Genomic DNA, 23,645 nt, shown 5'->3' with positions numbered 1-23,645 from the left:
ATTACCCATTACCCATTACCCATTACCCATTACCCATTACCCATTACCCATTACCCATTACCCATTACCCACTTTAACCCCTCAATTAACCTTTGATTTTCGGCTTCTGTTCTAACGGCAACTCGGAAATAGCGATCGCCTAAACTGGGAAAACTTAAACAATCTCTAATTAGAATGCGATATTTTTTTAATAGATTTAATTGCAATTTAGAAACCGAAACATCAGATTTTACTAAAATAAAATTAGCGACACCCGCATAGGGTTTTAATCCTGATATATTGGCTAAATTATGATATAATTGAGGTCGGGAATTTTCTAACCAATTCCAGGTTTGTTGTTGAAATTCCTTATCTTTTAAAACAGCAATTCCGGCCGCCACCGCCAAACTATTCACAGGCCACGGATCGCGCCAGTGTTGCCATTTTTCTAAGCGTTGGGGATGGGCGATCGCATATCCTAAACGCAGTCCAGGCAAACTATAGAATTTGGTCAGCGATCGCAAAATCACTAAATTTTCATAGTCCTTCACCCAAGACACTAAACTTTGCTGTTTGGTGGGACGGAGAAAATCCATAAATGCCTCATCCACCACCACCAAAGCAAACTGTTTTAAGGATTCTAATAATATCTCAGCAGCAAATAGTTTTCCGGTGGGGTTATGGGGATTATTGAACAATAACCCCGAGTTAAGATTCAAGGGTTGAGGCATAGAAAAATCCAACTCAACAGAAGCCATCCAAAGCGGACACTCAATCACATTCCCCTCAAAAGCCTTGAGTGCCCGGCCATAGTCGCCAAAGGCAGGAGTCAGTAAATAGGTCGCATCTAGTGCGGCTAGTTCCCGTCCTGCCCAGGTCAGTAACTCTGCTGCCCCATTTCCGGGTAAAATCCAATCCGCCCCAAGCAAGTCCGATCCTGTTTCGCGGTTGATCTGAGTTGCGATCGCTTCCCTCAATTCCCCATAGTCGGGGTTGGGATAGGCTTTTAAATCCCTCAGATGGCTTTGAATTGCATCCAAAGCCGACAAGGGCGGCCCCCAAGGATTAATACTGGCGGAAAAATCCAGAATATCCGAGGGAGAGCAGTCGGCCACGGTCGCAGCCCAAATCAAGTTTCCGCCATGACGGGGTGAATGGGTTGCTTCCACGCCTAGAAATTAGTCCTCATCACTGTCGGGTTCGGCTTTAGTCTGGGCAACTTTTTCCTTGAATAGTTTGCCGGATGAAAAAGCAGGGACTTTGGTGGCCGGAATTTCCATTTTTTCGCCAGTTTTCGGGTTACGACCCTCACGGGCTTTCCGTTCGCGGGACTCAAAGGAACCAAAGCCAACCAGTGTTACTTTGTCGTCATTAGAAACTGCTTCCATAATGGTTTCTAATGCTGCCGTTAACACCGCATCAGCTTGTTTTTTGGTCACACTGGCCCGTTCTGCGACGGCGTCCACTAATTCACCTTTGTTCATTTGAGTTTTTACTCCTTATAATTCGCATGAAGCAATCAATAGTATAGCTGTTGGCTGTTGACTGGTAAGAGCGAAGTGACTGATCTGTTTCAACTTAAAGCGATCGGTAAGCTAGAAATTTGAGTCGAAACTAGGTTTTATCCCCCCAGCCCACGGCTGTTTTAAAGTCGGGTCAGAAAGAGTGATCGCTACTTGATAAAATCATTAATCAATCGCAATTTTTTTGTCAAAAAACAATGATAAATATTCTAATAGAATATCCGAAAAAAGTCAAGAATTTCCGAGGCTCTCAAGGAAAAAGATATCCAATCCGGTCAATATTATTAGCAGTGATAATGGATGAGCAATTGATTGAAAAACTTTAATAAGTACCCTAAAAAATTCAGGAGATAACCAGTAAAATAGGAGATTAATAGTATCTCTATTTAGTTGAGAAACCGGATAGGGATATAAGTCTTACTCCGTAGGGAATAGGAGATATATTTCCTATAATTAATACTATAGCAGTCGCGCCTAAAGTGATGCACGCGACTGCTATAAAAAGCAGGCTACAATTCTCAAACATGAAACAGCCGGAGCAAAGGAGGCAGATGAGAGACAAAGGGCGTAATCAGATCTTGTTTAAGATCTGACCTTCTACCCAGTAATACTGCAATACCTCAAGCCCAACATCCTAATAATTTTGCGACACCGCAGAACTTTCTGGAGGTAGGACGGCCATCGGGTTAATTGCACCTTGGTCATTGGGATGAATTTCAAAGTGCAAATGGGGCCCTGTACTGCGACCGGTGGTTCCCATTTCGGAAATTTGATCACCTTGAGCCACTTTTTGGCCTTCGCTGACCAGGATGCGATCGTTATGGGCGTAAACCGTTAAACTGCCGTCGGGATGTTCAATTTCGACTAAGTTGCCATAGCCTCCATCATTCCATCCGGCATAGGAAACCACCCCAGGGGCAGCCGCCACAATCGGAGTTCCGATGGGCCCCGCAATATCAATTCCCCGGTGCATTCGTCCCCAGCGCCAACCGTAACCGGAGGTTAGAATACCCGATGATGGCCAAATATAGCCATTAAAGCGCATAGACCCACTGGGCAAATAAACATCTGGCCCAGAGAGAGGGGGTAACTGCGGCGAAACCATCTGACCCAAAGCCGCGTTGCTTAAAGGATCGTAAGGCTTAGAACCGACGGGGGCAGTGGCTACCACAGAACGTCTGGATGCGGGTTGCCGTTGAGCAACCGGAGACGTCATGCCATGGGGAGACAACTGAGCTAACTGTTCCGCAGCCAAGTTCTGTTCGGATGGGGCCACCTTTTCCGAGGAATAGGCTTGGGGATTGAACTCAGGATTAATCCGTTTTTGCCGATTCTTTCCGTGGGTCGCCAAGGCTTCAACCTTGGGCTGTTCGGCTGGTTCCACAGATACGTTAAGCACCTGATAGTCGCTCTGAACCTTATATTCTTCCCGTAAGCGTTCGACTTCGGATCTGAGGCGATCAGTATACAATTTGTTGACGGCTTCTGATTTGCGAACAGAAACCGCTTGAACTGCCACCTGTTCAGATAAGGAAGAAAACTTGGCATCAACGGGAATCGCCACGGCTGCGGTTGCTACAGGAGTAGAATACTCGACCGTATCCATCGCCCGGTTCGCCAGTTGATTCAGCGAGAGTTGATTTAAAGTGCTATTGGTGGGAATCGAACTCAGATCAGTCATATCTCCCTCTGGAAGATTAGCAACGACTGTATTACTACTTCTGAGTTCTGAGGGAAGGACTGCCGGAAGCACGGCTTGAGGCAATCTCCCCCCTAAAAGGCCCAAGTCTGTTGGGGCAGAGGCTTGTTGTGGAGAGGGGTCAGCATCTGGACGAACCTGAAGGTCTTGCCATGGATTTGGCGTTACAGAGGACGGATTACTAGGGAAACTACTCGCCAGTTGCTTAGGGATTTTTAGATTCTGATTGACACTCAGAATATTAGGATCAGTTAGCTGATTCGCTCTGATAATGGCATCTACGGAAACATTATGCAGTTTAGCAATTCGAGCTAAGGTATCACCCGAACCGACCTGATAAACTTCCGAGACCGTTTGGGCGCTGGCATCATTCGGAATCACAAACGCTCCAGAAATCTCTTGGGAGAGAGTATCTAAAGAATTAGGATCAGGCGAGGTAGCGGCCCTATTGGTTTGCTCCCCTTGCTGATCAGGGGCAGTTGGAGATCCCGAAACCTCCATCGATGGATATACAGTATCCTGAGTTGCCGAGGTTTCAACCCCAGAAGCAGAAGGAATCTGATGATTGAATTCCGACTGAGATTCGGTCAGCGCAGATGATTCAGGTAACGATTCCGAGGTAACACTCGGCCGAGACTCTGGTATACCCAGGGCTTCTACGCTAGTCTTATCCAGTTTTTTTAACCCTAAATCCCTAGACTGACTCTGGTTATTCGTCGCCTTCTGATCTGTATTCAGACTAGAAAGGCTTCGCAACAGAGACGGCTGCCAATCCGATTTGGATGCTTGTGCGCCGGAGGTTGAATTTCCTGCGACCGGAGAAGATGCAGCCATCGGCCCAGGGGATTGCATCGTGGGACTTGACTCAGAATTGGATAACTCTGTAGCCATGGCGTGATCATTGGCTTTGGGCATAAGGATGCCAGAAGCCATGGCTAAACCGAGAAATGCAACAGAGGTATAAACCTTGTGACTGCCAGAGTATGCGACCTGTTGTTTGGTCTGGCCTGTTGCAGTCTGATCTAAATTGGAATCTAAATTAGGCATAGCAACAGGTTGATCATGATTTGGAACTGTTCCTTTCAAAGAACGACCTCCTATGGAGAAGCGTGCTGACTGTCCTCGAACCGCTCAAGAACCTAATATCAGTGAAATTAATCACATTAATTATTGAATTAAATCACTGGTGATAATCTTGATTACGTCAGATTACCTTGATTTTTCAATTTCGGCAACCAAAGCCAAACTTAGATCAAAATGCGAACCCTGAAAATTAAGGATAGATAAACAATAAACCTTGAGGGTCGAGGATCTTTAAACGTGAGTGAACCCTAATAATAGAGTTCAGATGAGAATTTACACCAGTTCCTACCAGAAATACAACACCGGATCTGGGGATGTGAATTTCTGGGGATCAAGGAGCAACCGGGATTAAATTTAACAGATAAGACCCTTTAGCTAAGGCTAGTCAAGGATTCTAGCTGTTTTTTTAACGGAAAAAAAGCCCCCGTTTAGATGAATAAAATCTATCACTGTCGGGGGAGAATTGAATCCGGTCATTTATAAAAAAAAGTTATCAGATTAGGGTGGATTCTGGGATTAACACAATATCAGCCTTTGAGGGATGGACTTTACCCCAAATAACCGAGTTGGCGGCGTGCCTCAAATAAACTGACCGCAACACTCACGGAAAGATTTAAACTTCTCACCCCGGGCTGATTCATCGGAATATAAACCGTTGCGGTGCAAGTCTCCAACACATCGGCAGAAAGTCCGGTGGTTTCACTGCCAAAAAGTAGCCAGTCGGAATCTTGAAACTGGAACTGGATATAGTTAGAAGCCCCTTTTGTACTAAACCCCAGCAAACGGCCGCCGCATTGTTGTTGATGGGTTTGAAAGCTGGAGAAATCTGAGTGCTGGGTGAGTTTAACGTAGGGCCAATAATCTAATCCGGCTCGTTTGAGGTAGCGATCGCTAATTTCAAAACCCAGTGGCCCGACTAAATGTAATTCAGTACAGGTTGCTGCACAGGTACGGGCGATATTTCCGGTATTGGGAGGGATTTGTGGCTGAACTAAGACAACGTGGGGCATGAGGTAATTAGACCAGGAAACAAGGGCTTTTGGGTCGGATCAACCCGGTTGATGAGTAATAAATCTATAGTTTTTCTTTATACTTTGTAAAGAAATTTATCGATAAGATATTCTCATCTAAAAATGGGCCTTTTTTCAGGCTATCAGGGGTTGACAAATTTGATCTTCAAACTCTTGTTCCTGGGTTGCCATCTCCTGAATCGCCTGTTGAATAATAAAGCGAGGATCATGGCCCTGTTCCGATAGCCGTAACCACTGTTGGGCGGTAGACCCCTCTCGCAGCAGCTTTTTCACCGGAGACAGAAAGCAACTAAACCCGTGTTTTTTGGCAGTTGGCCAAACTTCGGCATAAATTTGTTCAATCCAATCTCTAGCGGAAATCGTGCTACCGTCTTTCCAATGCCGCAGTTGGGCGTCTAAACTCTGGTGAGCCACTAGAATCTCATTCTGATCAGCGATTTCGACTAAATCCTGAGCCCGGCTATTTTCTGGTAATTGACTCTGTTGCAACGGATCAAGGTCAGGATTCTCTAACATTTGCCAGATCCGAGCTTCTAATAACGCTGTGATCGCTAACAGGGCGATGGGGTTGACCATCAAATCACAAATTCTCAGTTCCAGACGGTTTAAATTATAGGGACGGCGATCGCCATTGGGTCGTACCGATGACCACAGGTGACGAACATTCTGCATGGTTTTTTGTTGGAGTTGGGTTTCTGTCCAGTCGATAAAATGGCGATGGCTTTCAAACAAGGGGACAAAAGCCGGGGTTTTGGGGAATAAATGCCAACGGGTGGAATGATATCCGGTCACTTTGCCGCCCAAAAACGGAGAAGAAGCACTCATCGCTAAATATAAAGGAGCTTCCACCCGCACTAAACGAATAGCCCGCATTAACTGTTCGAGGTCAGGGATACCCACATTAATATGAATACTAGCCGTGACTACATCCGTACCATAGGTTTGTTCAATATAATCATGATAGGGATTCTGGGGATCGGAGCGATAAAAATTCTCCGTACCGCCGAGGGGTAGGGTGCTTCCGGGGATAATGGTATAGTCGCCCAACTTTTGTAAATATTTTCGGAGTTCCCGCCGCGGTCGAACTAAGGCACACAACAACCGATCATAATTACACAGGGGGGCGGTGGTGTACTCAACATTGCGACTATCGGGTTCGCGGACAAATCCCTCTAAATCCGCTACAATTTTATCGGACAGTCCCACCACGTCACCTTGGGGAGTTCCGGTATACATTTCCACTTCAAAACCTTTGGATAAAAGCATAGTACAGTTATCAGTAATCTGTTATCAGTTGTAGGGGCGGGTTCATCGAGATTTAGGTGATTAACAAATATCTCACACCAACCTGCCCGTACAAGTTATCAGTGTCAGAGTTATTAGAAAAGAGTTGATCAACTGTTTGCTAATAATTGGATCTGGGTTATTAGAAAATAATTCCTATTCTCTATCCTATCATGGATTCTGAACCCCAAGGAAAAATGCTATCGGGTTCATTAGAGTTAAAAATATAGTCATAATCAAAATCGAAGGCTCGACTATGACGGGTGAGGGAGAATCCACAAGCAATCACTTGGCTAGTGGTAAAGGTTGCCATAACTAACTCAATTAATTTCCTTGATTTTATTTCGGGTTTCTGTACATAAAAATCCCGTTTGGCGAAAAATACCCGCTCATCTTTAGGAACAATAATTCCATTAACTTTATGGGCGTGTTGAATCGGTTTGAGATAATTTTTAATAAAATAATCTTGATTAGTTTGTAGGCGAGAGAGTCGTTCATGTTGTACCCAACTCATTTGAAATAGGAGTTTGATCATTTCAAATCCGATAATATAATTAAAAACATTATCTTTGTCTTTTGGGCTTAATGCTAATTTTAAAGCAGATTCTAAATATTGACTGGGTTGGCATCGAGCATCCTGGGCAGAATGAATATAGAATTGTCTAATATACTCTCGCAAAACCAATTCATTTAAGGGGGCTTTTATTTGAAAACCACTGAGATATTGTTTGACTCTTTGCAGGGTATCAATATCTTCTAACATCTTCGCCATTAAACCATCGGCGGTATATTCATCTAAAAATTCCGCTTGTTTTTCCGGGGAAGATGCACATAAAATATAACATAAAGAGAGAACATAACGACGTTCATTCCAAGGTAAACTTTCTGCCCACTGTTGCACTTCTGGGGGGAGTTTATCAAACATCACGTTATGTTTCATCAACCCAAAAACATCTATTTCTGCTTCATCGTTGAATTCAATATTCATGATCTCATCCCCTTCGGCACACTGAATAAATTTTACCTGATTTTAAAGGATTTGAGAGGTTTTTGTTTGTCTGTGACTGAATTTCATTGACATACTCAAGAGTTTATACGGTGGGGGTATCCTAGCCCAAAACCTGTCTATAATCTTGAAAACGTTTAATATTTACCCTAGGGGTTTGGTCTTCAAACCTAACCTTAACTTTAAATAGTGTCAGAATATCCAAACCCGATCATTAAATAGCTTTCATTTCGTTTAATTCTGCTCTAATTTTATCTAAACTGTTATCATAATTAATGTTGTTCTGTTCTTCTTCGTTAGATATTATTTCATCAGCAGCAAATTGTAATTCAGTATTCACGGTATTTCCTTGCTTATTTACATCAACTTGAAATCTGATTTTACCTGAAATCCACTTTCCAGACTTTAATTGGAGTAACTGACCATCTATTCCGTTAGGAGGAAATACTAATCTAAATTGATTTAATTTCAGTTGTATTGATTTATCTGTTATTGTTAAATCTTTGCATAAGATTTCGGACACAATCGCAGTGACATCAGAGTTACTGTAGAGTTTTTGGCTGTAAAAAAGTCTAGTCCTCATATTCTCAGTCATCAACTCTTTCAACCTTGATACCGTAAATGTATCCTTACCCAACATTACAATATCGTTATCCTGTTCTAACTTAATAAACGATTCCGTCATTGATTTAATCCTTGAAATTATTATAGATATCCTATATTTTAATGTGATTAGGTATCTATAATTAATCTTAAAAAAATCGTTGTCGTTGCTCTAGCCCTTCTGGATGCGCTGAAGCGCAACAACATAAAAGGTTTCGTTGTTGGGCTTTAGCCCCCTCTTAGTGCGCTGAAGCGCAACAACATAAAAGGTTTCGTTATCGTTGCTCTAGCCCCTCTTGATGCGCCCAAGCGCAACAACGGTTAGTTTGCGCCTGATTGTAATAATTTTAAAATTTCCGCTTGAATTCGTTGTCTAAAACGCGGATCATTTTGTTGATGACGGGTCATATCATTGAACTGAGAAATTGTTAATCCCTTTGATTCAATAATTCGTTTTGCTTGGTCACAGTAACTCACTGCTAATTGAGGCGCATTTCCGGGTAAGGCATTAAAACTGGTGGGTTGGTCACAAATAATTCGGGGAACATCTCCAACAATTTTTTTAATTTCATTGGCTACTTCATGACGTCGGGATTCTAGGGCCAAGGCTGCCCGGGCATAATTTTTAATCGTTTCTTCACTATAGTTAAAACTATCTTGAGCCTGGGCGGGCGAACCCCAACTTAAGGACGGAAAAGCTTGGGAGGGTGTTTGACTCCATCCAATAAAACCACCACAACCGGATAGAATCGCAACGGTTAAGGATTTCGATAGAATTTGACGAAATAGTAATGTAGTTTTCATAGCAGGTTCATCATATATAGAGTTAAATTTGAGAAAATCTCAGATCAGTTTTGTAGGCGCTGGAGTTCCCCTTGAATCCGTTTTTGTAACGCGGGGTCAGCCTGTTGACTTTGGGTAATTTGATTGAAACGAGTAATGGTTAACTCGTTAGTTTCAATGATAGATTTTGCTTGGGTGCAGTAATTCACCGCAATATCTCGAACACCTTTATCAAGGCTATTAATAGCTTGGGTTTCACTGCAAACCACATTCGGGAGAGACTTCCCGGCTCCAAATATCGCTTGAATTTCGTTATAGGCGGTCTGGCGTCTGGGTTCAATTCCTAGGACAGCACGGGCATAATTCCGAATTTCAGCTTCACTAAATTCTGGGGACTGTTGGGCCAGAACAACGGTATTGAAACCAGAAGCCGTTGATACTAACCCATCTGGGACAACTCCCAACAAAACCGCGCCCGAAGAAAATAGTCCCAGTAGCAGAGCACGGGTAAGGGGGTGTTGAGGCATGAATCGTAAGGTACGCAAAGAATCCATCATATTCAAAGGTTTTGACGCCACAGTAGCTGGTGAAAGTGCTTAGTTATCTTGAATTATTTTATGGGTAAGAAGTTCCTCATCCAAAATTTAAAAACGCTTTAGCTAAGAATTCTATGTCCAGTCACAAGTTTGACTTCAAAAAAACTGAGGGTTTGACTTGTACGCAGAGAAAAACTTGATACTGAAAAGGCTTAATCGCAGGAAGTGAAACTTTTTAGATGGAAAATCTATTGTATCCTGAAACGTTGACCTCGAAAATTTAAAAAAGTATGAAGAAAACAAACGGGGTAATAGCCGCAGGACATCCAGAAACCGTTGCCGCAGGTTTGGCAATGTTTGAGGCGGGTGGTAATGCTTTTGATGCGGCGGTGGCTTGTATTTTGACGGCTTGTGTTACCGAACCGGGTTTAACTTCCCTCGCTGGTGGGGGATTTTTATTGGCTCATACCCATACAAATCAGAATATTTTATTTGATTTTTTTACTCAAACTCCCCGATATAAATGTCCGATATCGGAGTTAAATTTTTATCCAGTTGGGGTTAATTTTGGTAGGATAATTCAGGAATTTCATATTGGTTTAGGTTCGATGGCAGTTCCGGGGGTTTGGGCAGGGGTAATTCGGGTTCATGAAACCCTGGGACGTTTGCCTTTTTCTGTAGTGGCGGAACCCGCGATCGGTTTAGCAAAACAGGGGGTAGAAGTTAATTCTTTTCAGGCTTATACCTTCTCTAATTTGTTACAACCTATTCTATTAACAACGGCGGAAGGACGGGAAATTTATGCTCCTGAAGGTGATATTTTAAAGACGGGCGATCGCTTAATTATGAATAACTTTGCCCAGACTTTAGAGGCTTTAATCTCGGGAGGAAGGGCAGAATTTTATCAAGGAGAAATCGCTCAAAATTTGGTGAGAGATTGTCAAAATAGTGGCGGACATTTAACTTTAGAAGATCTGAATAATTATAGGGTAATTGAACGGGAACCTTTAACAATTAACTATCGAGGAAAAACCATATTAACTAATCCACCACCGAGTGCGGGCGGAACCTTAATTGCTTTTGCCTTAGAGTTGTTATCAGCCGTTGATTTGAGTGGAATTGAGTTTGGGAGTCGCCAATATTTAGAGCTTGTAAAAACCGTCATGCAATTAACTAATATTGCCAGGACAGATCGGTTAGATGGTAATTTATATCAAGATAATATTACAGATACTTTTTTATCTTCTGCCTCTAGTTATCAACAACCGTTAATTCATGCGGTGAATAAATGGGGAAGTACCACCCATATTAGTGTTTTAGATCAAGAAGGAAATGCCGCGAGTGTTACAACTTCTAATGGAGAAGGTTCGGGATATATGATTCCGGGAACGGGAATTATGGTTAATAATATGTTAGGAGAAGAAGACCTAAACCCCCTGGGATTTCATCTCTGGCCGGAAAATGTCAGAATCTCCTCAATGATGTCTCCAACTTTAGTATTAAATCAGGGTAAACCAGAATTTGTCATGGGTTCTGGAGGTTCAAATCGGATTAGGACAGCTATTTTACAAGTCCTATTAAATTTAATTGATTTTAATTTTTCCGTGGAAGATGCGGTTAGTAACCCTCGGTTTCATTGGGAAAATCATCGCTTGGATATAGAACCCGGTTTTGATACTGAAATTATTAATAGTCTTGATTTATCTGAACAGGATATAATCAGATTATGGCCGGAAAAAAATATGTTTTTTGGCGGTGTTCATACTTTAGTTAGAACCGCAGATGGAGAGTTATTTGGGGCTGGAGATGAACGTCGGAGTGGTGTCAGTTTAAAGAGTTAATCAAGGTTTTCTCAGTTTTTGCAGGAATTAATTAATATTTCTTTACTAAAATGTATTAAAAAATACAACAATTATCTGGGAAAACTATACTAGAATACCCATAGTGTTTTATTGTTTAATAATAGACTAACTTGTGGTTTGTTTGAATAGTTTATTGGAATCATCAGACGCATGAAACATATTCTCGTTATTATTCACCAACCTACTTCCGAGACGGGACGGGTGGGACAAATTCTAACATCCTATGGTTATAAACTCGATATTCGCCTTCCTAGTCATGGGGACAGTTTACCGGGACATTTAGACAAACATGATGGGGTGATTGTTTTTGGGGGGTCAATGAGCGCCAATGATGAGAATAGTTTACCCCATATTCGCACCGAACTAAACTGGATTCCTCTAGTTTTGGAGTCTAAAAAACCCTATTTAGGCATTTGTTTAGGGGCGCAACTTTTAGCCAAAGTTTTAGGAGCAAAAGTATCTGTTCATCCCCAGGAAATTCGAGAAATTGGCTATTTTCCCATTACTCCAACGATAGAAGGACAGGATTATTTTAATTCTCTGGAATATGTTTACCACTGGCATCGAGAAGGCTTTGAATTACCCTCTGGAGCCGTATTATTAGCCACGGGAAAAACCTTTGCAAACCAAGCATTTTGCTATGGAAAAACCGCCTATGGTTTTCAGTTTCATCCTGAAATAACTGGGGCATTAATGCAACGGTGGATTGAGCGCGACATGGAACAATTAACTTTACCCGGAAGCCAATCTATTATAGAACAATTAAGAAGACACCGTTTGTATGGAATTCAAGGAGAAAAATGGTTGAAAACATTTATTCCGCTTTGGATTAATTCAATTCAATCGGAACAACGCTTACAGCTAGAAAGACGCTCTGCCTAAATAAAATAGGGAATATAGCAAGTCTAAATCAGTTATACAAATAGCTCGAAAGTGATTTATTTTTCGGTTATTATCACAAGATTTTATGGCTAGTAAATATTCCCTATTACCCATTACCCATTACCCATTACCCATTACCTATTCCCTGTTCCCTTCATCTTAAACATAGTGTAAACACCATTGATTTTTACCATTATGTTTCGCTTGATAAAGGGCTTTATCAGCTTCAGAAATTAACAATTCAGGAGAAGAATTCAATCGGGGAATTTGACTAGCAACTCCTAAACTGAGTGTCACATACTTCTCAACTAAAGAGTTTAAATGAGGAATCTCAAGTTGTTGGACTTCCAGATTAATCCGAGTAGCCACTTGTGAGGCATCAAATAAGGCGGTGCGGGGTAGGATTACCGCAAATTCTTCTCCGCCATAACGAGCGACAATATCACAAGTATTTCTGACGGCTTTTTTAATCGCTTGAGCAACCTGTTGCAAACAGTAATCCCCCATTTGATGACCGTAGGTATCATTATAATTTTTAAAATAATCAATATCACATAAAATTAATGCTAAGGGGGTTTTATTCTGTAGATTTTGATGCCATAGAGATTTCAAACATTCATTAAACCAATATCGATTAGAGAGTTTAGTTAAACTATCGGTAATTGCCATATATTTTAATTCTTTATTGACCTCTTGTAAGGCAATTTCAATCCGTTGGCGTTCTTCAATTTCAAGTTGTAATTTTGCCATAGTTATTTGTAAACTGAGGCTATTTTGCTCTAATAAACAACTGTATTGAATCCCTTGGGATAACTCGGCTAACATATCAATAACTAAATCAGCTTGAGGAAAATTTTTTAATTCTTCTACTCCTAACCAGGGTAAAGGTTTAATTAAATTAGGACTTTTCCAAATAATCTCAAACTGTTTAACTTCGGTGACGCGACCAATATAACAGTGTTTACATAAATGATGATTTGGTTCAATTTTAACTAATCCCCCTGGGGCATGAAAGATTTGATGATAAGCAGCTTGTCGGACTGCATCGGTTTCAAAACTTTTTGCATTTTCTACGGATTGTTTCCAGAGATAAACTTGAAAATAAGCGGCTTCAATGGGATCAGAAGTGACTCTTTCTTGACCATATAAGGCTTTAAAGTTATTAACAAATTCTTGATTATTGGGAGTATTTAAACTTTGAAAATAACTCCAGCCAGCATAGTGACCGATACTGGCTTTACCGATACTCTGAACTTCCGACTCGGAAATACTCATGGCCATAATCGGCAGATCCGATGGTTTAATTCCCGCATGATAATAGCTGTTATAAAAATAAAAATTGCTATCTCCATTTAATGTATTAAAAATAATATCTGGCTTTAGATCTTGGATTTCGTGAATAATATCAGTAAAGTTTTTATCTCCACAGGGAAAATAATGTTCTCCCACGACCGTTCCTCCCTCGTGTTTAAGAAGGGATTTGACTAATTTATTAGCCGTGCGGGGAAATACATAATCCGAACCCAATAAATAAAATCGTTTGCCTAAGTTTTCGAGTGACCAACTAATCACTGGTTGAATTTGTTGATTCAAACAGGAGCCGCTATAAAAAATATTAGGAGAAGATTCTAAACCTTCGTATTGAAGGGGATACCAGAGTAAAATATTAAACTGTTCAAATATCGGTTTAACAGCTTTACGGGCCATCGATGTCCAACAGCCAAATACCGTAGCCACTTGATCAATTTCTAATAATTTTCTGGCTTTGTCTTCAAAGACAGAAATATTGGAAGCACCGTCTTCAATCACCGGTTCAATTTCATACCCTAAAATCCCGCCTTGAGCATTAATTTCTGCGATCGCCATCAAGGTTGCTTCTAACAATGGCGTCGCGCTCATCGCCATAGTTCCGCTTAATGAATATAAAATCCCAACTTTTATTTTTTCCATAAAATTTAATATCCTTGAGAGTCTGGCATGGATGAGAACCTGAACCTAGACAATTAGAAATATTCAATTATCACAGATAGCCGATAACTTTTCGGTTCGTTTGAATACTTATCAACAATGATAAACTTCTTAACGAGTTTCTAGGGTTAACTCATAGTCAAACGGTCGGGAATATTTAGACACCACAACGACTTGATAATCACCAGAATCGGGTAAACGACCTGACCAACGGTTTTTAGCAGAATCTCCCAGCAAGGATTGAGCTTTTTGTGTATAAATGGAAAGTAAAGTTGAGGATTCTGGGGATTTGAGACGCACCCGTAAATCTTGATTTTTATTAAAGCGAGCAATATAGATTTTTCCCTCTCCAGGTTTTAACCGATCTTTTAAGGTTTTTCGAGTTTTTTTAGAAGCAAACTCTACCCGTTCCCAAGCCGTTCCCGCTTCTAAATTTTTAACTATATCATCGGTAACAGCTTGCCAAACTTGTCCTATTGGTAATCCTAATAAATCAGAATTTCTCGATTGTTCTGGAAATAAATTAAAAAATTTAGCGTCTGCTAAATCAGATAAGGATTTACTGCTTAAATTTAACTGATTCGCTTGTGCTTTTAAGCGATATAGATCATTACTATAGGTTCCTAATTTTATCCGAGATTGATCACTAAGTTTCGCTAAATGTTGTAAAAACTGATCTGCAATTTGATCCCATTTTTCTCGCCAAATTGCATCGGAGGGTGTATCTGTTAAGGTTCTTCCCCGTTGTTCGGGATAGCGAGTATAAAATTCTTCGTTAACTAAATTCACAAAAAAGTTGAAATCAATATTTAATAAACGCCGTTGTTCTTGTAATGCTTTTTGTCGTTTTTCCTCCGTTTTTGAGAGTTGGTTTAAATCTTGATTTGCATAATGATTTAACCCATAACGTCCTCCCAACCATCCAAAAATCCCCAAAGTTAAAATAGCAATAAATACCAATAAAGGCATTTTGATCTGAGAAGATTTTGCGGCTTGAGGGGAAAAAGGTTGGGGGAATAAGCTCTGATTTAGGATGGGTTGAGTGGGATTTATAGAGGTTTTTGGGGGTGGATTTATGGCGGAAAGAGCGACTAGAACATCCTGAACCGATGAAAAGCGATCGCTGTGACGATAGGCTAACATTTTATCTAATATTTCCCCAAATTTAGGATTTAATTGGGTGTATTTTCTCCAATTCCAACTTAAAGTTTGTGGATCAATTAATTGTTGGGGTTCCTTTCGGGTTAATAAAACTAACATAGTTGCCGCTAAAGCATACAAATCACTATTGGGATAAACCATACCCAAACGCATTTGTTCATCGGGAGCATACCCCACTTTTCCTAATCTCGTAGGTGAGGGATTTTGACCCCCTTGTACTGCTAATTCCGATTCTACTTTGGCTTGAATTAATTTAACGCCGCCGAAATCAATTAACATCGGTAAACCATCAGCTTGACGTTGAATCATATTATCAGGAGAAATATCTCGATGAATCACGCCATAACTATGAATATAGTCTAATATAGGTAAAATTTGAAATAATAATTGTATGACTTCGGCTTCTGTAAAAGTGTGTTGATTCAGTAAACTCCGATAGTTGAACCCCTCAACATAATCCTGTACAAAAAATAAATAACCTTTATTATCAATTGTTTCTCGAAATAATTCACGAAATCGAGGGATTTGGGGATGTTTTAATTTATAGAGAATCTCCGCTTCTCTCTCAAATAATTCCTGGGATTTTTTTAAAGCAAAACTGCCCTGCACCTGGGGAGAAAATTCTTTTAAAACGCAAAGTTCATCAAACCGATGTTGGTCTTGGGCTAAATAAGTCCGTCCAAAACCCCCATGTCCTAACTCACGGACGATGGCGTAATGGTTTCTCAAAACAAGACCCGGATAAATTAATTGACTCATGGGGTGTTAGGGTGAAAAAATAAATGCTGAATGGTTCCGATCTGTCTAAATTGAGAGTAGCAATTTATGAGGACTGTAGCATGGGCCAACTGCGAGACGAACAACGCCAACGGGCAATTTCCGCCTTAAACGGCTTTTTATTCACACCCCTATCAGATTTAGTTCAACCCTCTAAAGATAGAGGGGTTACTTCTGTTTTACAACTATTTCAAGATGTTGTCACAAAAGTTCCTGCCTATCAACAGTTTTTAGCCTCCCATCATCGGTCTATTGATCAGATTCAAACCGGGGAAGATTTCCAAACTTTGCCCTTAATGACTAAAGACAATTATTTACGTCAATATTCCTTATCCCAATTGTGTCGTCACGGTCAATTAGAAACCTGTGATTTGATTGCGGTTTCTTCCGGTTCCACTGGAAATCCGACATTTTGGCCCCGTTTTATTAGTGATGAATTGCAAATTGCCACTCGCTTTGAACAGATTTTTTATGATAGCTTTCAAGCGGATCAACGTCGAACTTTAGCAGTAATTTGTTTTACCTTGGGAACTTGGGTTGGAGGAATGTATACAACGGCCTGTTGTCGTCATTTAGCCACCAAAGGTTATCCACTTACAGTCATTACCCCAGGGAATCAAAAACCGGAAATTTTTCGCGTAATTCGAGAATTGGGAGAACAGTTTGATCAGGTGGTTTTATTAGGCTATCCTCCGTTTATTAAAGATGTCATTGATACGGGAATTAATCAAGGCATAGAATGGGCAAAATATCAAGTTAAATTAGTATTTGCGGGAGAGGTTTTTAGTGAGGAATGGCGGAGTTTAGTCGGGGAAAGGCTGGGATCAACTCAACCCAATTATGATTCAGCTAGTCTATATGGTACGGCAGATGCGGGAGTTTTAGGGAATGAAACGCCTTTAAGTATTTGTATCCGGCGGTTTTTAGCTAAAAATCCCGATATTGCTAAACAATTATTTGGAGAATCTCGACTTCCTACTTTGGTTCAATATGACCCCCAAAGTCGATTTTTTGAAGTACAAAAAACCGATGATTCTATCATGGGAACCCTATTATTTTCGGGTGATAATGGGATTCCCTTAATTAGATATCATATTGCTGATCAAGGAGGAATTATTGGATTTGAGCAAATGTTAGACTTTTTGAAACAATGGGATTTTGATCCGATTTTAGAATTACAAAAAATAGGCGATCGCGGAATTTATCAATTACCTTTTGTTTTTGTGTTTGGGCGATCGCAATTTATTCTTTCCTATTTCGGAGCTAATATTTATCCTGAAAATGTTACCGTAGGTTTAGAACAACCCTTAATTAAAGATTGGGTGACGGGTAAATTTGTGATGTCTATTTTGGAAGATTCGGATCAAAATCGCTGGTTATCGGTGGTGGTAGAATTAGCACCGGGGATTCAAAAAACGGCGGATAAAAAAGAGGCGATCGCCACTTCTATTTTATTCCAATTAAAACGTCTGAATAGTGAATTTGCTAATTATGTTCCCCCGGAATATCAAACCCCTAAAATCACCCTCAAATTAACCGGAGATGCCGAATATTTTCCCCTGGGAGTAAAACATCGCTATACCCGAAAAAATTAGAAGCATCACCCTAAAGTTAACTATTAACTCCCTGTATATTTACGGAAGTTTTACAAAAACTCTCCCCAAACTTTACAATATCCCCGTAATTCTACGGACGACCCACAGAATAAAATGCTAAATTAGGCCATGGAGTCAATTTCAGCCATCAAGGTGTAACTTCCTATGCTCAATATTTATACTACGGGTCGTTTCCTAGCGGCTTCCATTGGAACAATTGCATTTACAATTACAGGAATAAATGCAGCACAAGCCGCAAAATTTAGCAGTATTAACATTTTCGGAGATAGTCTGAGTGATCCTGGGAATGTCTTTAAAGCTTCTGGTGGTTTATTTCCTCCAGCCCCCTATGACCAAGGACGCTTTTCTAATGGCCCCGTTTGGACAGACTATTTAGCCGATGATTTAGGACTCAATCCTATTCCCTACATGGACACGAATGGCATACCCTCGGCTAAAGGTGTTAATTATGCCTTTGCGGGTGCAACTTCGGGGACAGAAAATATTGCTTATCTCTTTGACCCGGGACTTGCTGGACTACCGGGTGTCAAGACTCAAGTAAATGCCTTGACTCAACCTTTATTAAAAGCAGGTCAAACGGCTGACCCGAATTCTTTGTATGTGCTTTGGGCGGGCGCCAATGATTATACCTATGCAGGTAGTAAAGATACTGCGGGAGTTGTTAATAATTTATCCTGGGCTATCGAAGAATTACATAAGATCGGTGCTAGAAATTTCTTAATTGGCAATTTACCCGATTTAAGCAAAACTCCTTTAGGAAGTAGTAATCCAGGCAATTTACAAGAAACAGTTCAAGCTCATAACACTTTACTAAACCAAAAAATTACAGACTTAAATCAATCCTTATTCAATTCTAAAATTGCCCTTTTTGATGCCAATAATTTGTTTGAGGATGCCCTTAAAAACCCGGGTGACTATGGATTAGCCAATGTAAGCGATGGCTGTTTATTAGTCGCTTGTACTAACCCCGATGAATATTTATTCTGGGATGATTTCCACCCAACAACCAAGGGTCATAAATTAATAGCAGATGCTGCTTATGCAACTATTGAAAAGGAATTTAAGTCTACTCCCGAACCTAGTACAATATTTGCTTTAACAGGAATAGGTTTAGGATTACTTTTGTTAAAGAAAAATAAGAAACTAGCATAAACGAAGCTGAAAAAACTTCCCGTTGTTGGGCTGTTGTTGGGCTTTAGCCGCCTCTTAGTTGTTGGGCTTTAGCCCATTCTTAATAGAGTCTCAGCTAAAAAAAGTCCCCTGTTGTGAGGTTTTAGACCTTGAGAAGATGGGCTAAAGCCCAACAACGCCCAACAACGCCCAACAACAAAAATAGAATTTCATCTTAAAAAATAGCACTGTGTAAATCATTTGGGGTGAGATGGGAATGAATAACTTCACCATCTTTAAACCAAACAATCCGACGAGTTTGGCGGGCAACATCGGCTTCATGAGTCACCATTACGACGGTCATTCCCCCCGCATTTAATTCCGTAAAAATATCCATCACTTCTTGAGTCGTTTGAGAATCTAATGCTCCGGTAGGTTCATCTGCTAATAATAATACGGGACGATTAACAATAGCACGAGCGATCGCCACCCGTTGTTGTTGACCTCCAGAAAGTTGATTCGGTTTATTATTTAATCGATTTTCTAACCCGACTCGAATTAATGCTTGTTTTGCCCTTTCTTTACGTTCAGCCGAAGGAATCCCGGCATACATCATGGGTAAAACTACATTTTCTAAAGCACTTAATTGGGGTAAAAGATGGAATTGTTGAAACACAAACCCTAATTTAATATTACGAATTCGGGCTAAATTATTTTCCGACATTTGCGCCACATTCACCCCATCCAAATAATAAGCCCCTGCGGACGGACGATCCAAACATCCGATAATATTCATCGCCGTTGATTTTCCCGAACCTGACGCCCCCATAATCGAACAGTATTCTCCTTGTTCTACGGTTAAGGTTACTCCTTTTAAAGCCTGAACTTGAATATCACCCATCCCATAAACTTTAGCCACATTTTCCAAATGAATAATCACAGGATTGGGCTGATAATCTTGATTTTCTGTTGGGGTATAAATTGATGTTTTCATCGCTTTAATAGGATAGGATGTGACGCATTACTTGCTATACAATTTATTATAATCGGGTTTACTACTTATTTTTTGAAGACCCAATCGGAGAAACCTATGGTTCTAAATCCTAGTATTATCAATGCGGTTGAAAAACTGGGACATCGGGTGACCAGTGGGGATGTGGCGACTCAAGCGGGAATTGATATTAATATTGCCCAACGGGAGCTTTTAGTCCTAGCCTCGGAAGCCGGAGGTCATTTGCAAGTGGCTGAGTCGGGAGAGATTGCTTTTGCCTTTCCCGGGAATTTTCGGGCAATTTTGCGGAATAAATATTGGCAATTAAAGTTAAAAGACGGATGGAATAAAATTTGGAAAGTTTTATTTTATCTGATTAGAATTTCCTTTGGAATTATTTTGATTGCCTCGATTCTAATGATTGCCGTGGCTATTATTACTATTTTAGTCGTGATTAATAGCAGTCAAAATAATAATAGTTCAGGAGGAAATCGGGGTGGGAGTTGGTTTTGGATAGGTTGGTTAATGCCTGATTTTCGGTGGTTTTATCCTGATAATCACAGTAATTATCAACAGCAGAAAGCCAAGAGTAGTAAAAAGAAACAGATGAATTTTTTAGAATCTGTTTTTTCGTTTATTTTTGGAGATGGCAACCCCAATTATAATTTAGAAGAACGCCGATGGCAAACCATAGGAAAGCTGATTCAAAACCAAGAAGGCGCGATTATCGCCGAACAAATTACGCCTTATTTAGATGAAATTGGGAGTTCAGTCGCCCAGGACTATGAAGGTTATATGTTACCGATTTTAACTCGATTTGATGGCAGACCAGAGGTCAGTCCAGAGGGACAGTTAATCTATCATTTTCCCGAATTACAAACCACGGCTACATCATCCCCATCTCAATCCGTCCCTACTTATTTAAAAGAAAAAAATTGGCGATTCAGTTTGGCAAGTTCCGGCCAAATTATGGGGGCAATTGGTTTAGGGGGGGCGAATGTGATTGGAGCTTTAATGTTAGGAAGTTTATTAAAAACCCCGGAAATTGCTGGATATTTAACTGGATTTTTAGGGTTTATGAATGTTATCTATCCAGTGTTATTAATTTATGGCGTAGGATTTTTAACAATTCCCTTGATTCGATATTATTGGGTTCAATGGAAAAATAAAAATATTAATGGGCGCAATACTATCCGAAAAGAAAGAGCTAATATTTTAGCTGAGGGAGGTTCAATTTTAAGTAACAAACTCAATTATGCTCGTCAATTTGCCAAAAAAACTGTGATTAATTCCGATAATTTAGCTTATACAACTGAAACGGATTTATTAGAACAAGAAATCAACAATTCGGATAAAACCGATACGGAATGGCAAAAACGCTTAGAGGAGAATAATCAAGATAATTAACCTTAATCATACCCCGAGTACCAAATCTAAAATTGTCCGACTTTCATTCCTTGGATTTTAGGTTTTTTATCAAATAAAAATCGAGGTTTAAATAAGGTTTTTAAAACCAAAAAAAGTGATCGCAATTCCCCGGGAGATTTGTGATTTTTCCATTGACCTGGGCGACAAAACAACAATTCCACTAATTGACGGTATTGAGATAAACTCACCGCTTCAAATTCTACCTGAATTGTTAATTTTTCTCCTTGAAATTCAGAGGTTTTGATAAATCCTTGAAGGCTTAAATTTTCCTCAATACAATTTAATTGAAGTTTTTCATGGGGTTTAAAAAGCAGAGGATATTCAGTCATAATATTAATTTCTGCCCCAGCTTCTGATAGTTTGGTGGTAATTCCCCAGACGGTTTGATTTTGAATCTCAAGTTTTACGACTCGACGCAATTCAAACCAATCATAATTATCGGCTTTGGGCGCGTCAATAGTTATTAAAATTGATAGAGTGATAATAACTAAATTGTAAACACCCCAAATTATGCCTAAATTAATGCCACTTTCTGGGTTAATATTTTCTAATTCTGGTGTCCCACCTATTAGGAGTTTAACCACGGCTGAAGCCGTTAATATCCATAACACAATTAGGGGAAAAGCTAAGGGTTTATGCAAAACAAATTGATTTTGTTGAATGCCTTTTTGGGTAACATTAAAACCTTTTTTAAAAGGACTTAACAAAGTCATAAATACCATCAAACATAAATGAAAGCAATGTTGAAGTGAGCAGATTTCATTAAAAATAAATGAACGACTTCGATAATTTAACCAGGAAAAAACGATTAATTGAAATAAGTATATGGGAGCAAAAAAATATAACCATTCCTGCAAAGAAGCTTGAATCGGAAGGATATTAAAGAAAGCATAAATTAATGGCATTGTCAATAGATAAATTCTCAACCCAAACATAAACCAATTAACTAATCCTTCCAAATGAGATAACCGTTGTAATAAATCTAACCCGGGAATTGTTAAGGGGTTAGACTCAATAAAAAAGGCTTGTAATGTTCCCTGTCCCCATCTTTCTCGTTGGGTTAAATGAGCATTAATATTTTCTGCGGCTAAACCCGCACTGAGTTTTTCATTCAAATAAACTAGACGATACCCATAGGCAGATAAACGAATTCCGGTAAAATAATCTTCACAAATAGATTCAGTAACAAACCCTCCAATTTGTTCTAATGCACTGCGACGCATCACAAAAGAAGTTCCGGCACAAACCAAACTGCCAACAGAATCTTTAATTAATTCTAATTGACGATAAAATTGTTCTTCATCGGGAAGCAAATAGTTTTCTAAGCCTAAATTTCGAGCAATGGGGTCAAAATTATAATAACTTTGGGGTGTTTGAACTACAGCAATTTCAGGGTCTTGGAAAAAACCTAAAGTGCGAGTTAAAAAGTTTTTAGTTGGAATAAAATCCGCATCAAAAACCACAATTAATTCTCCTTTAGTTTTAGTTAACCCATGATTCAAATTTCCACCTTTTGCATGAAGATTATCAACCCGCGTAATATACTCACATCCTAAAGTTTGGGCTAATTTTTTAATTTCAGGGCGGCGGGTATCATCCAGCAGATAAATAGTTTTATGGGGATAATCTAACGCCTGACAACCGATAATTGTGCGTTTGATAATAAATTCTGGTTCATCATAACTGGGAATCAGAATATCCACGCTAGGAGTAAAGGTTTTCTCTAAAATTCCCTGGGACATTTGATGGGATTCCCTCACCCTATCTTTGATTTTCAGGGACAAATAGAGTTGTAAACTGGTAGCTGAAAAAATCATCAATTCTACTAAAAATAAACTTAAACTTAATATTGCAGCGACGGGATGAGTTAAATTTAAAGTAGAAACACTACGCCATAATACATATCTAATAATAATCGCTAAATTAATCCCAACAATTAGAGTTCTTGTCCCCGTTTTAGGTTGGGGAGAGAGTTTAATAATTATTCCTGCTATCATCGCAAACACGAGGGTAGGGAGGAATAAATATTGAGTAGAAATTTCAGGAACTTCCGACCACCAAGGAGGATTATCTTGCCATTGAGATAGAGTATTAAAAAATTCTGTGATATTGGGTTCGCCCGTCAACGCAGCAATAATAATAATACTCATCAATGTGATGAGTCCCAAAAATACTAAAGTGGCGGTTTGTGGGAGAGGATATCCCAATAAAACCCAGCGTTTCAGGCGTTGACGACTTAAATTTGACGTCATAATGTGGAAACTCCCGTTAAAACCCACCTGCTCCCGATTGAGTCAGGGGTCATCCCTAACTAGCAGAAGGA

At 39.9% G+C, this 23,645-nt stretch carries 18 protein-coding genes; 5 read left to right on the top strand and 13 right to left on the bottom strand.

Annotation, left to right across the window (positions count from 1 at the left end; genetic code table 11):
- Nucleotides 1-50: 50 nt before the first annotated feature.
- From cobD to PL9631_RS03955, 9 genes are all read right to left on the bottom strand, one after another.
- Nucleotides 51-1,148 carry a threonine-phosphate decarboxylase CobD gene (gene cobD / locus PL9631_RS03995; protein ID WP_083617269.1) on the bottom strand — a complete coding sequence of 366 codons (1,098 nt, stop codon included), beginning with the start codon at nucleotides 1,146-1,148 and terminating at the stop codon, nucleotides 51-53.
- Nucleotides 1,149-1,157: 9 nt separating this feature from the next.
- Complete coding sequence (locus PL9631_RS03990) at nucleotides 1,158-1,463, bottom strand: HU family DNA-binding protein (protein WP_083617267.1); 306 nt, start codon at nucleotides 1,461-1,463, stop codon at nucleotides 1,158-1,160.
- Nucleotides 1,464-2,136: 673 nt separating this feature from the next.
- On the bottom strand, nucleotides 2,137-4,287 hold the full coding sequence (locus PL9631_RS03985; protein WP_083617264.1) for a peptidoglycan DD-metalloendopeptidase family protein: 2,151 nt from the start codon (nucleotides 4,285-4,287) through the stop codon (nucleotides 2,137-2,139).
- 545 nt (nucleotides 4,288-4,832) lie between these two features.
- The gene (locus PL9631_RS03980) at nucleotides 4,833-5,294 is read right to left on the bottom strand and encodes a tRNA (cytidine(34)-2'-O)-methyltransferase (RefSeq protein WP_083617261.1); all 462 of its coding nucleotides are present in this window, start codon (nucleotides 5,292-5,294) and stop codon (nucleotides 4,833-4,835) included.
- A gap of 135 nt (nucleotides 5,295-5,429) precedes the next feature.
- Nucleotides 5,430-6,581 (bottom strand): glutamate--cysteine ligase, encoded by a 1,152-nt coding sequence (gene gshA / locus PL9631_RS03975; protein WP_083617258.1) that lies wholly within the window; start codon nucleotides 6,579-6,581, stop codon nucleotides 5,430-5,432.
- Nucleotides 6,582-6,762: 181 nt separating this feature from the next.
- A complete protein-coding gene (locus tag PL9631_RS03970; protein WP_083617255.1) occupies nucleotides 6,763-7,587 on the bottom strand; it encodes a cobyrinic acid a,c-diamide synthase in 825 nt (274 codons plus the stop codon).
- A gap of 232 nt (nucleotides 7,588-7,819) precedes the next feature.
- The gene (locus PL9631_RS03965) at nucleotides 7,820-8,290 is read right to left on the bottom strand and encodes a KGK domain-containing protein (protein WP_083617252.1); all 471 of its coding nucleotides are present in this window, start codon (nucleotides 8,288-8,290) and stop codon (nucleotides 7,820-7,822) included.
- Nucleotides 8,291-8,529: 239 nt separating this feature from the next.
- Nucleotides 8,530-9,012 (bottom strand): DUF4168 domain-containing protein, encoded by a 483-nt coding sequence (locus PL9631_RS03960; protein WP_083617249.1) that lies wholly within the window; start codon nucleotides 9,010-9,012, stop codon nucleotides 8,530-8,532.
- A 44-nt stretch (nucleotides 9,013-9,056) separates the two neighbouring features.
- Nucleotides 9,057-9,548, bottom strand: coding sequence for a DUF4168 domain-containing protein (locus PL9631_RS03955; protein WP_156090447.1), 492 nt, complete (start codon nucleotides 9,546-9,548; stop codon nucleotides 9,057-9,059).
- Nucleotides 9,549-9,817: 269 nt separating this feature from the next.
- Here PL9631_RS03955 and ggt point away from each other — a divergent pair, with 269 nt between their 5' ends.
- Nucleotides 9,818-11,368 (top strand): gamma-glutamyltransferase, encoded by a 1,551-nt coding sequence (ggt, locus tag PL9631_RS03950; RefSeq protein WP_083617246.1) that lies wholly within the window; start codon nucleotides 9,818-9,820, stop codon nucleotides 11,366-11,368.
- 171 nt (nucleotides 11,369-11,539) lie between these two features.
- Entirely contained in the window at nucleotides 11,540-12,271 is a 732-nt protein-coding gene (locus PL9631_RS03945; protein WP_083617243.1) for a glutamine amidotransferase-related protein, read from the top strand.
- Nucleotides 12,272-12,430: 159 nt separating this feature from the next.
- Here the strand turns inward: PL9631_RS03945 and PL9631_RS03940 are convergent, their stop codons facing one another.
- Entirely contained in the window at nucleotides 12,431-14,221 is a 1,791-nt protein-coding gene (locus tag PL9631_RS03940) for a transporter substrate-binding protein (protein WP_083617239.1), read from the bottom strand.
- A 129-nt stretch (nucleotides 14,222-14,350) separates the two neighbouring features.
- Nucleotides 14,351-16,159, bottom strand: a complete 1,809-nt coding sequence (locus tag PL9631_RS03935) for a serine/threonine-protein kinase (RefSeq protein WP_083617236.1) — start codon at nucleotides 16,157-16,159, stop codon at nucleotides 14,351-14,353.
- 23 nt (nucleotides 16,160-16,182) lie between these two features.
- On the opposite strand from PL9631_RS03935, the gene PL9631_RS03930 reads away from it, so the two are divergent.
- Both PL9631_RS03930 and PL9631_RS03925 read left to right on the top strand, forming a co-directional pair.
- Nucleotides 16,183-17,772 carry a phenylacetate--CoA ligase family protein gene (locus tag PL9631_RS03930; RefSeq protein WP_231516635.1) on the top strand — a complete coding sequence of 530 codons (1,590 nt, stop codon included), beginning with the start codon at nucleotides 16,183-16,185 and terminating at the stop codon, nucleotides 17,770-17,772.
- 165 nt (nucleotides 17,773-17,937) lie between these two features.
- Nucleotides 17,938-18,945, top strand: a complete 1,008-nt coding sequence (locus PL9631_RS03925) for an SGNH/GDSL hydrolase family protein (protein WP_083617291.1) — start codon at nucleotides 17,938-17,940, stop codon at nucleotides 18,943-18,945.
- Between the two features lie 193 nt (nucleotides 18,946-19,138).
- On the opposite strand, the gene PL9631_RS03920 is transcribed toward PL9631_RS03925, so the two are convergent.
- Entirely contained in the window at nucleotides 19,139-19,897 is a 759-nt protein-coding gene (locus PL9631_RS03920; protein ID WP_083617231.1) for an ABC transporter ATP-binding protein, read from the bottom strand.
- A gap of 96 nt (nucleotides 19,898-19,993) precedes the next feature.
- On the opposite strand from PL9631_RS03920, the gene PL9631_RS03915 reads away from it, so the two are divergent.
- Nucleotides 19,994-21,301 carry a hypothetical protein gene (locus tag PL9631_RS03915; protein ID WP_083617229.1) on the top strand — a complete coding sequence of 436 codons (1,308 nt, stop codon included), beginning with the start codon at nucleotides 19,994-19,996 and terminating at the stop codon, nucleotides 21,299-21,301.
- Between the two features lie 26 nt (nucleotides 21,302-21,327).
- Here the strand turns inward: PL9631_RS03915 and PL9631_RS03910 are convergent, their stop codons facing one another.
- Nucleotides 21,328-23,574: a glycosyltransferase family 2 protein gene (locus PL9631_RS03910; protein WP_083617226.1), complete on the bottom strand. Its 2,247-nt coding sequence runs from the start codon at nucleotides 23,572-23,574 to the stop codon at nucleotides 21,328-21,330.
- Nucleotides 23,575-23,645: the final 71 nt, after the last annotated feature.

Source organism: Planktothrix paucivesiculata PCC 9631 (assembly GCF_900009265.2).
GTDB lineage: Bacteria > Cyanobacteriota > Cyanobacteriia > Cyanobacteriales > Microcoleaceae > Planktothrix > Planktothrix paucivesiculata.
The sequence above is the reverse complement of the archived record's forward strand: the minus strand, read 5'-3'. Positions and strand labels throughout refer to the sequence as shown.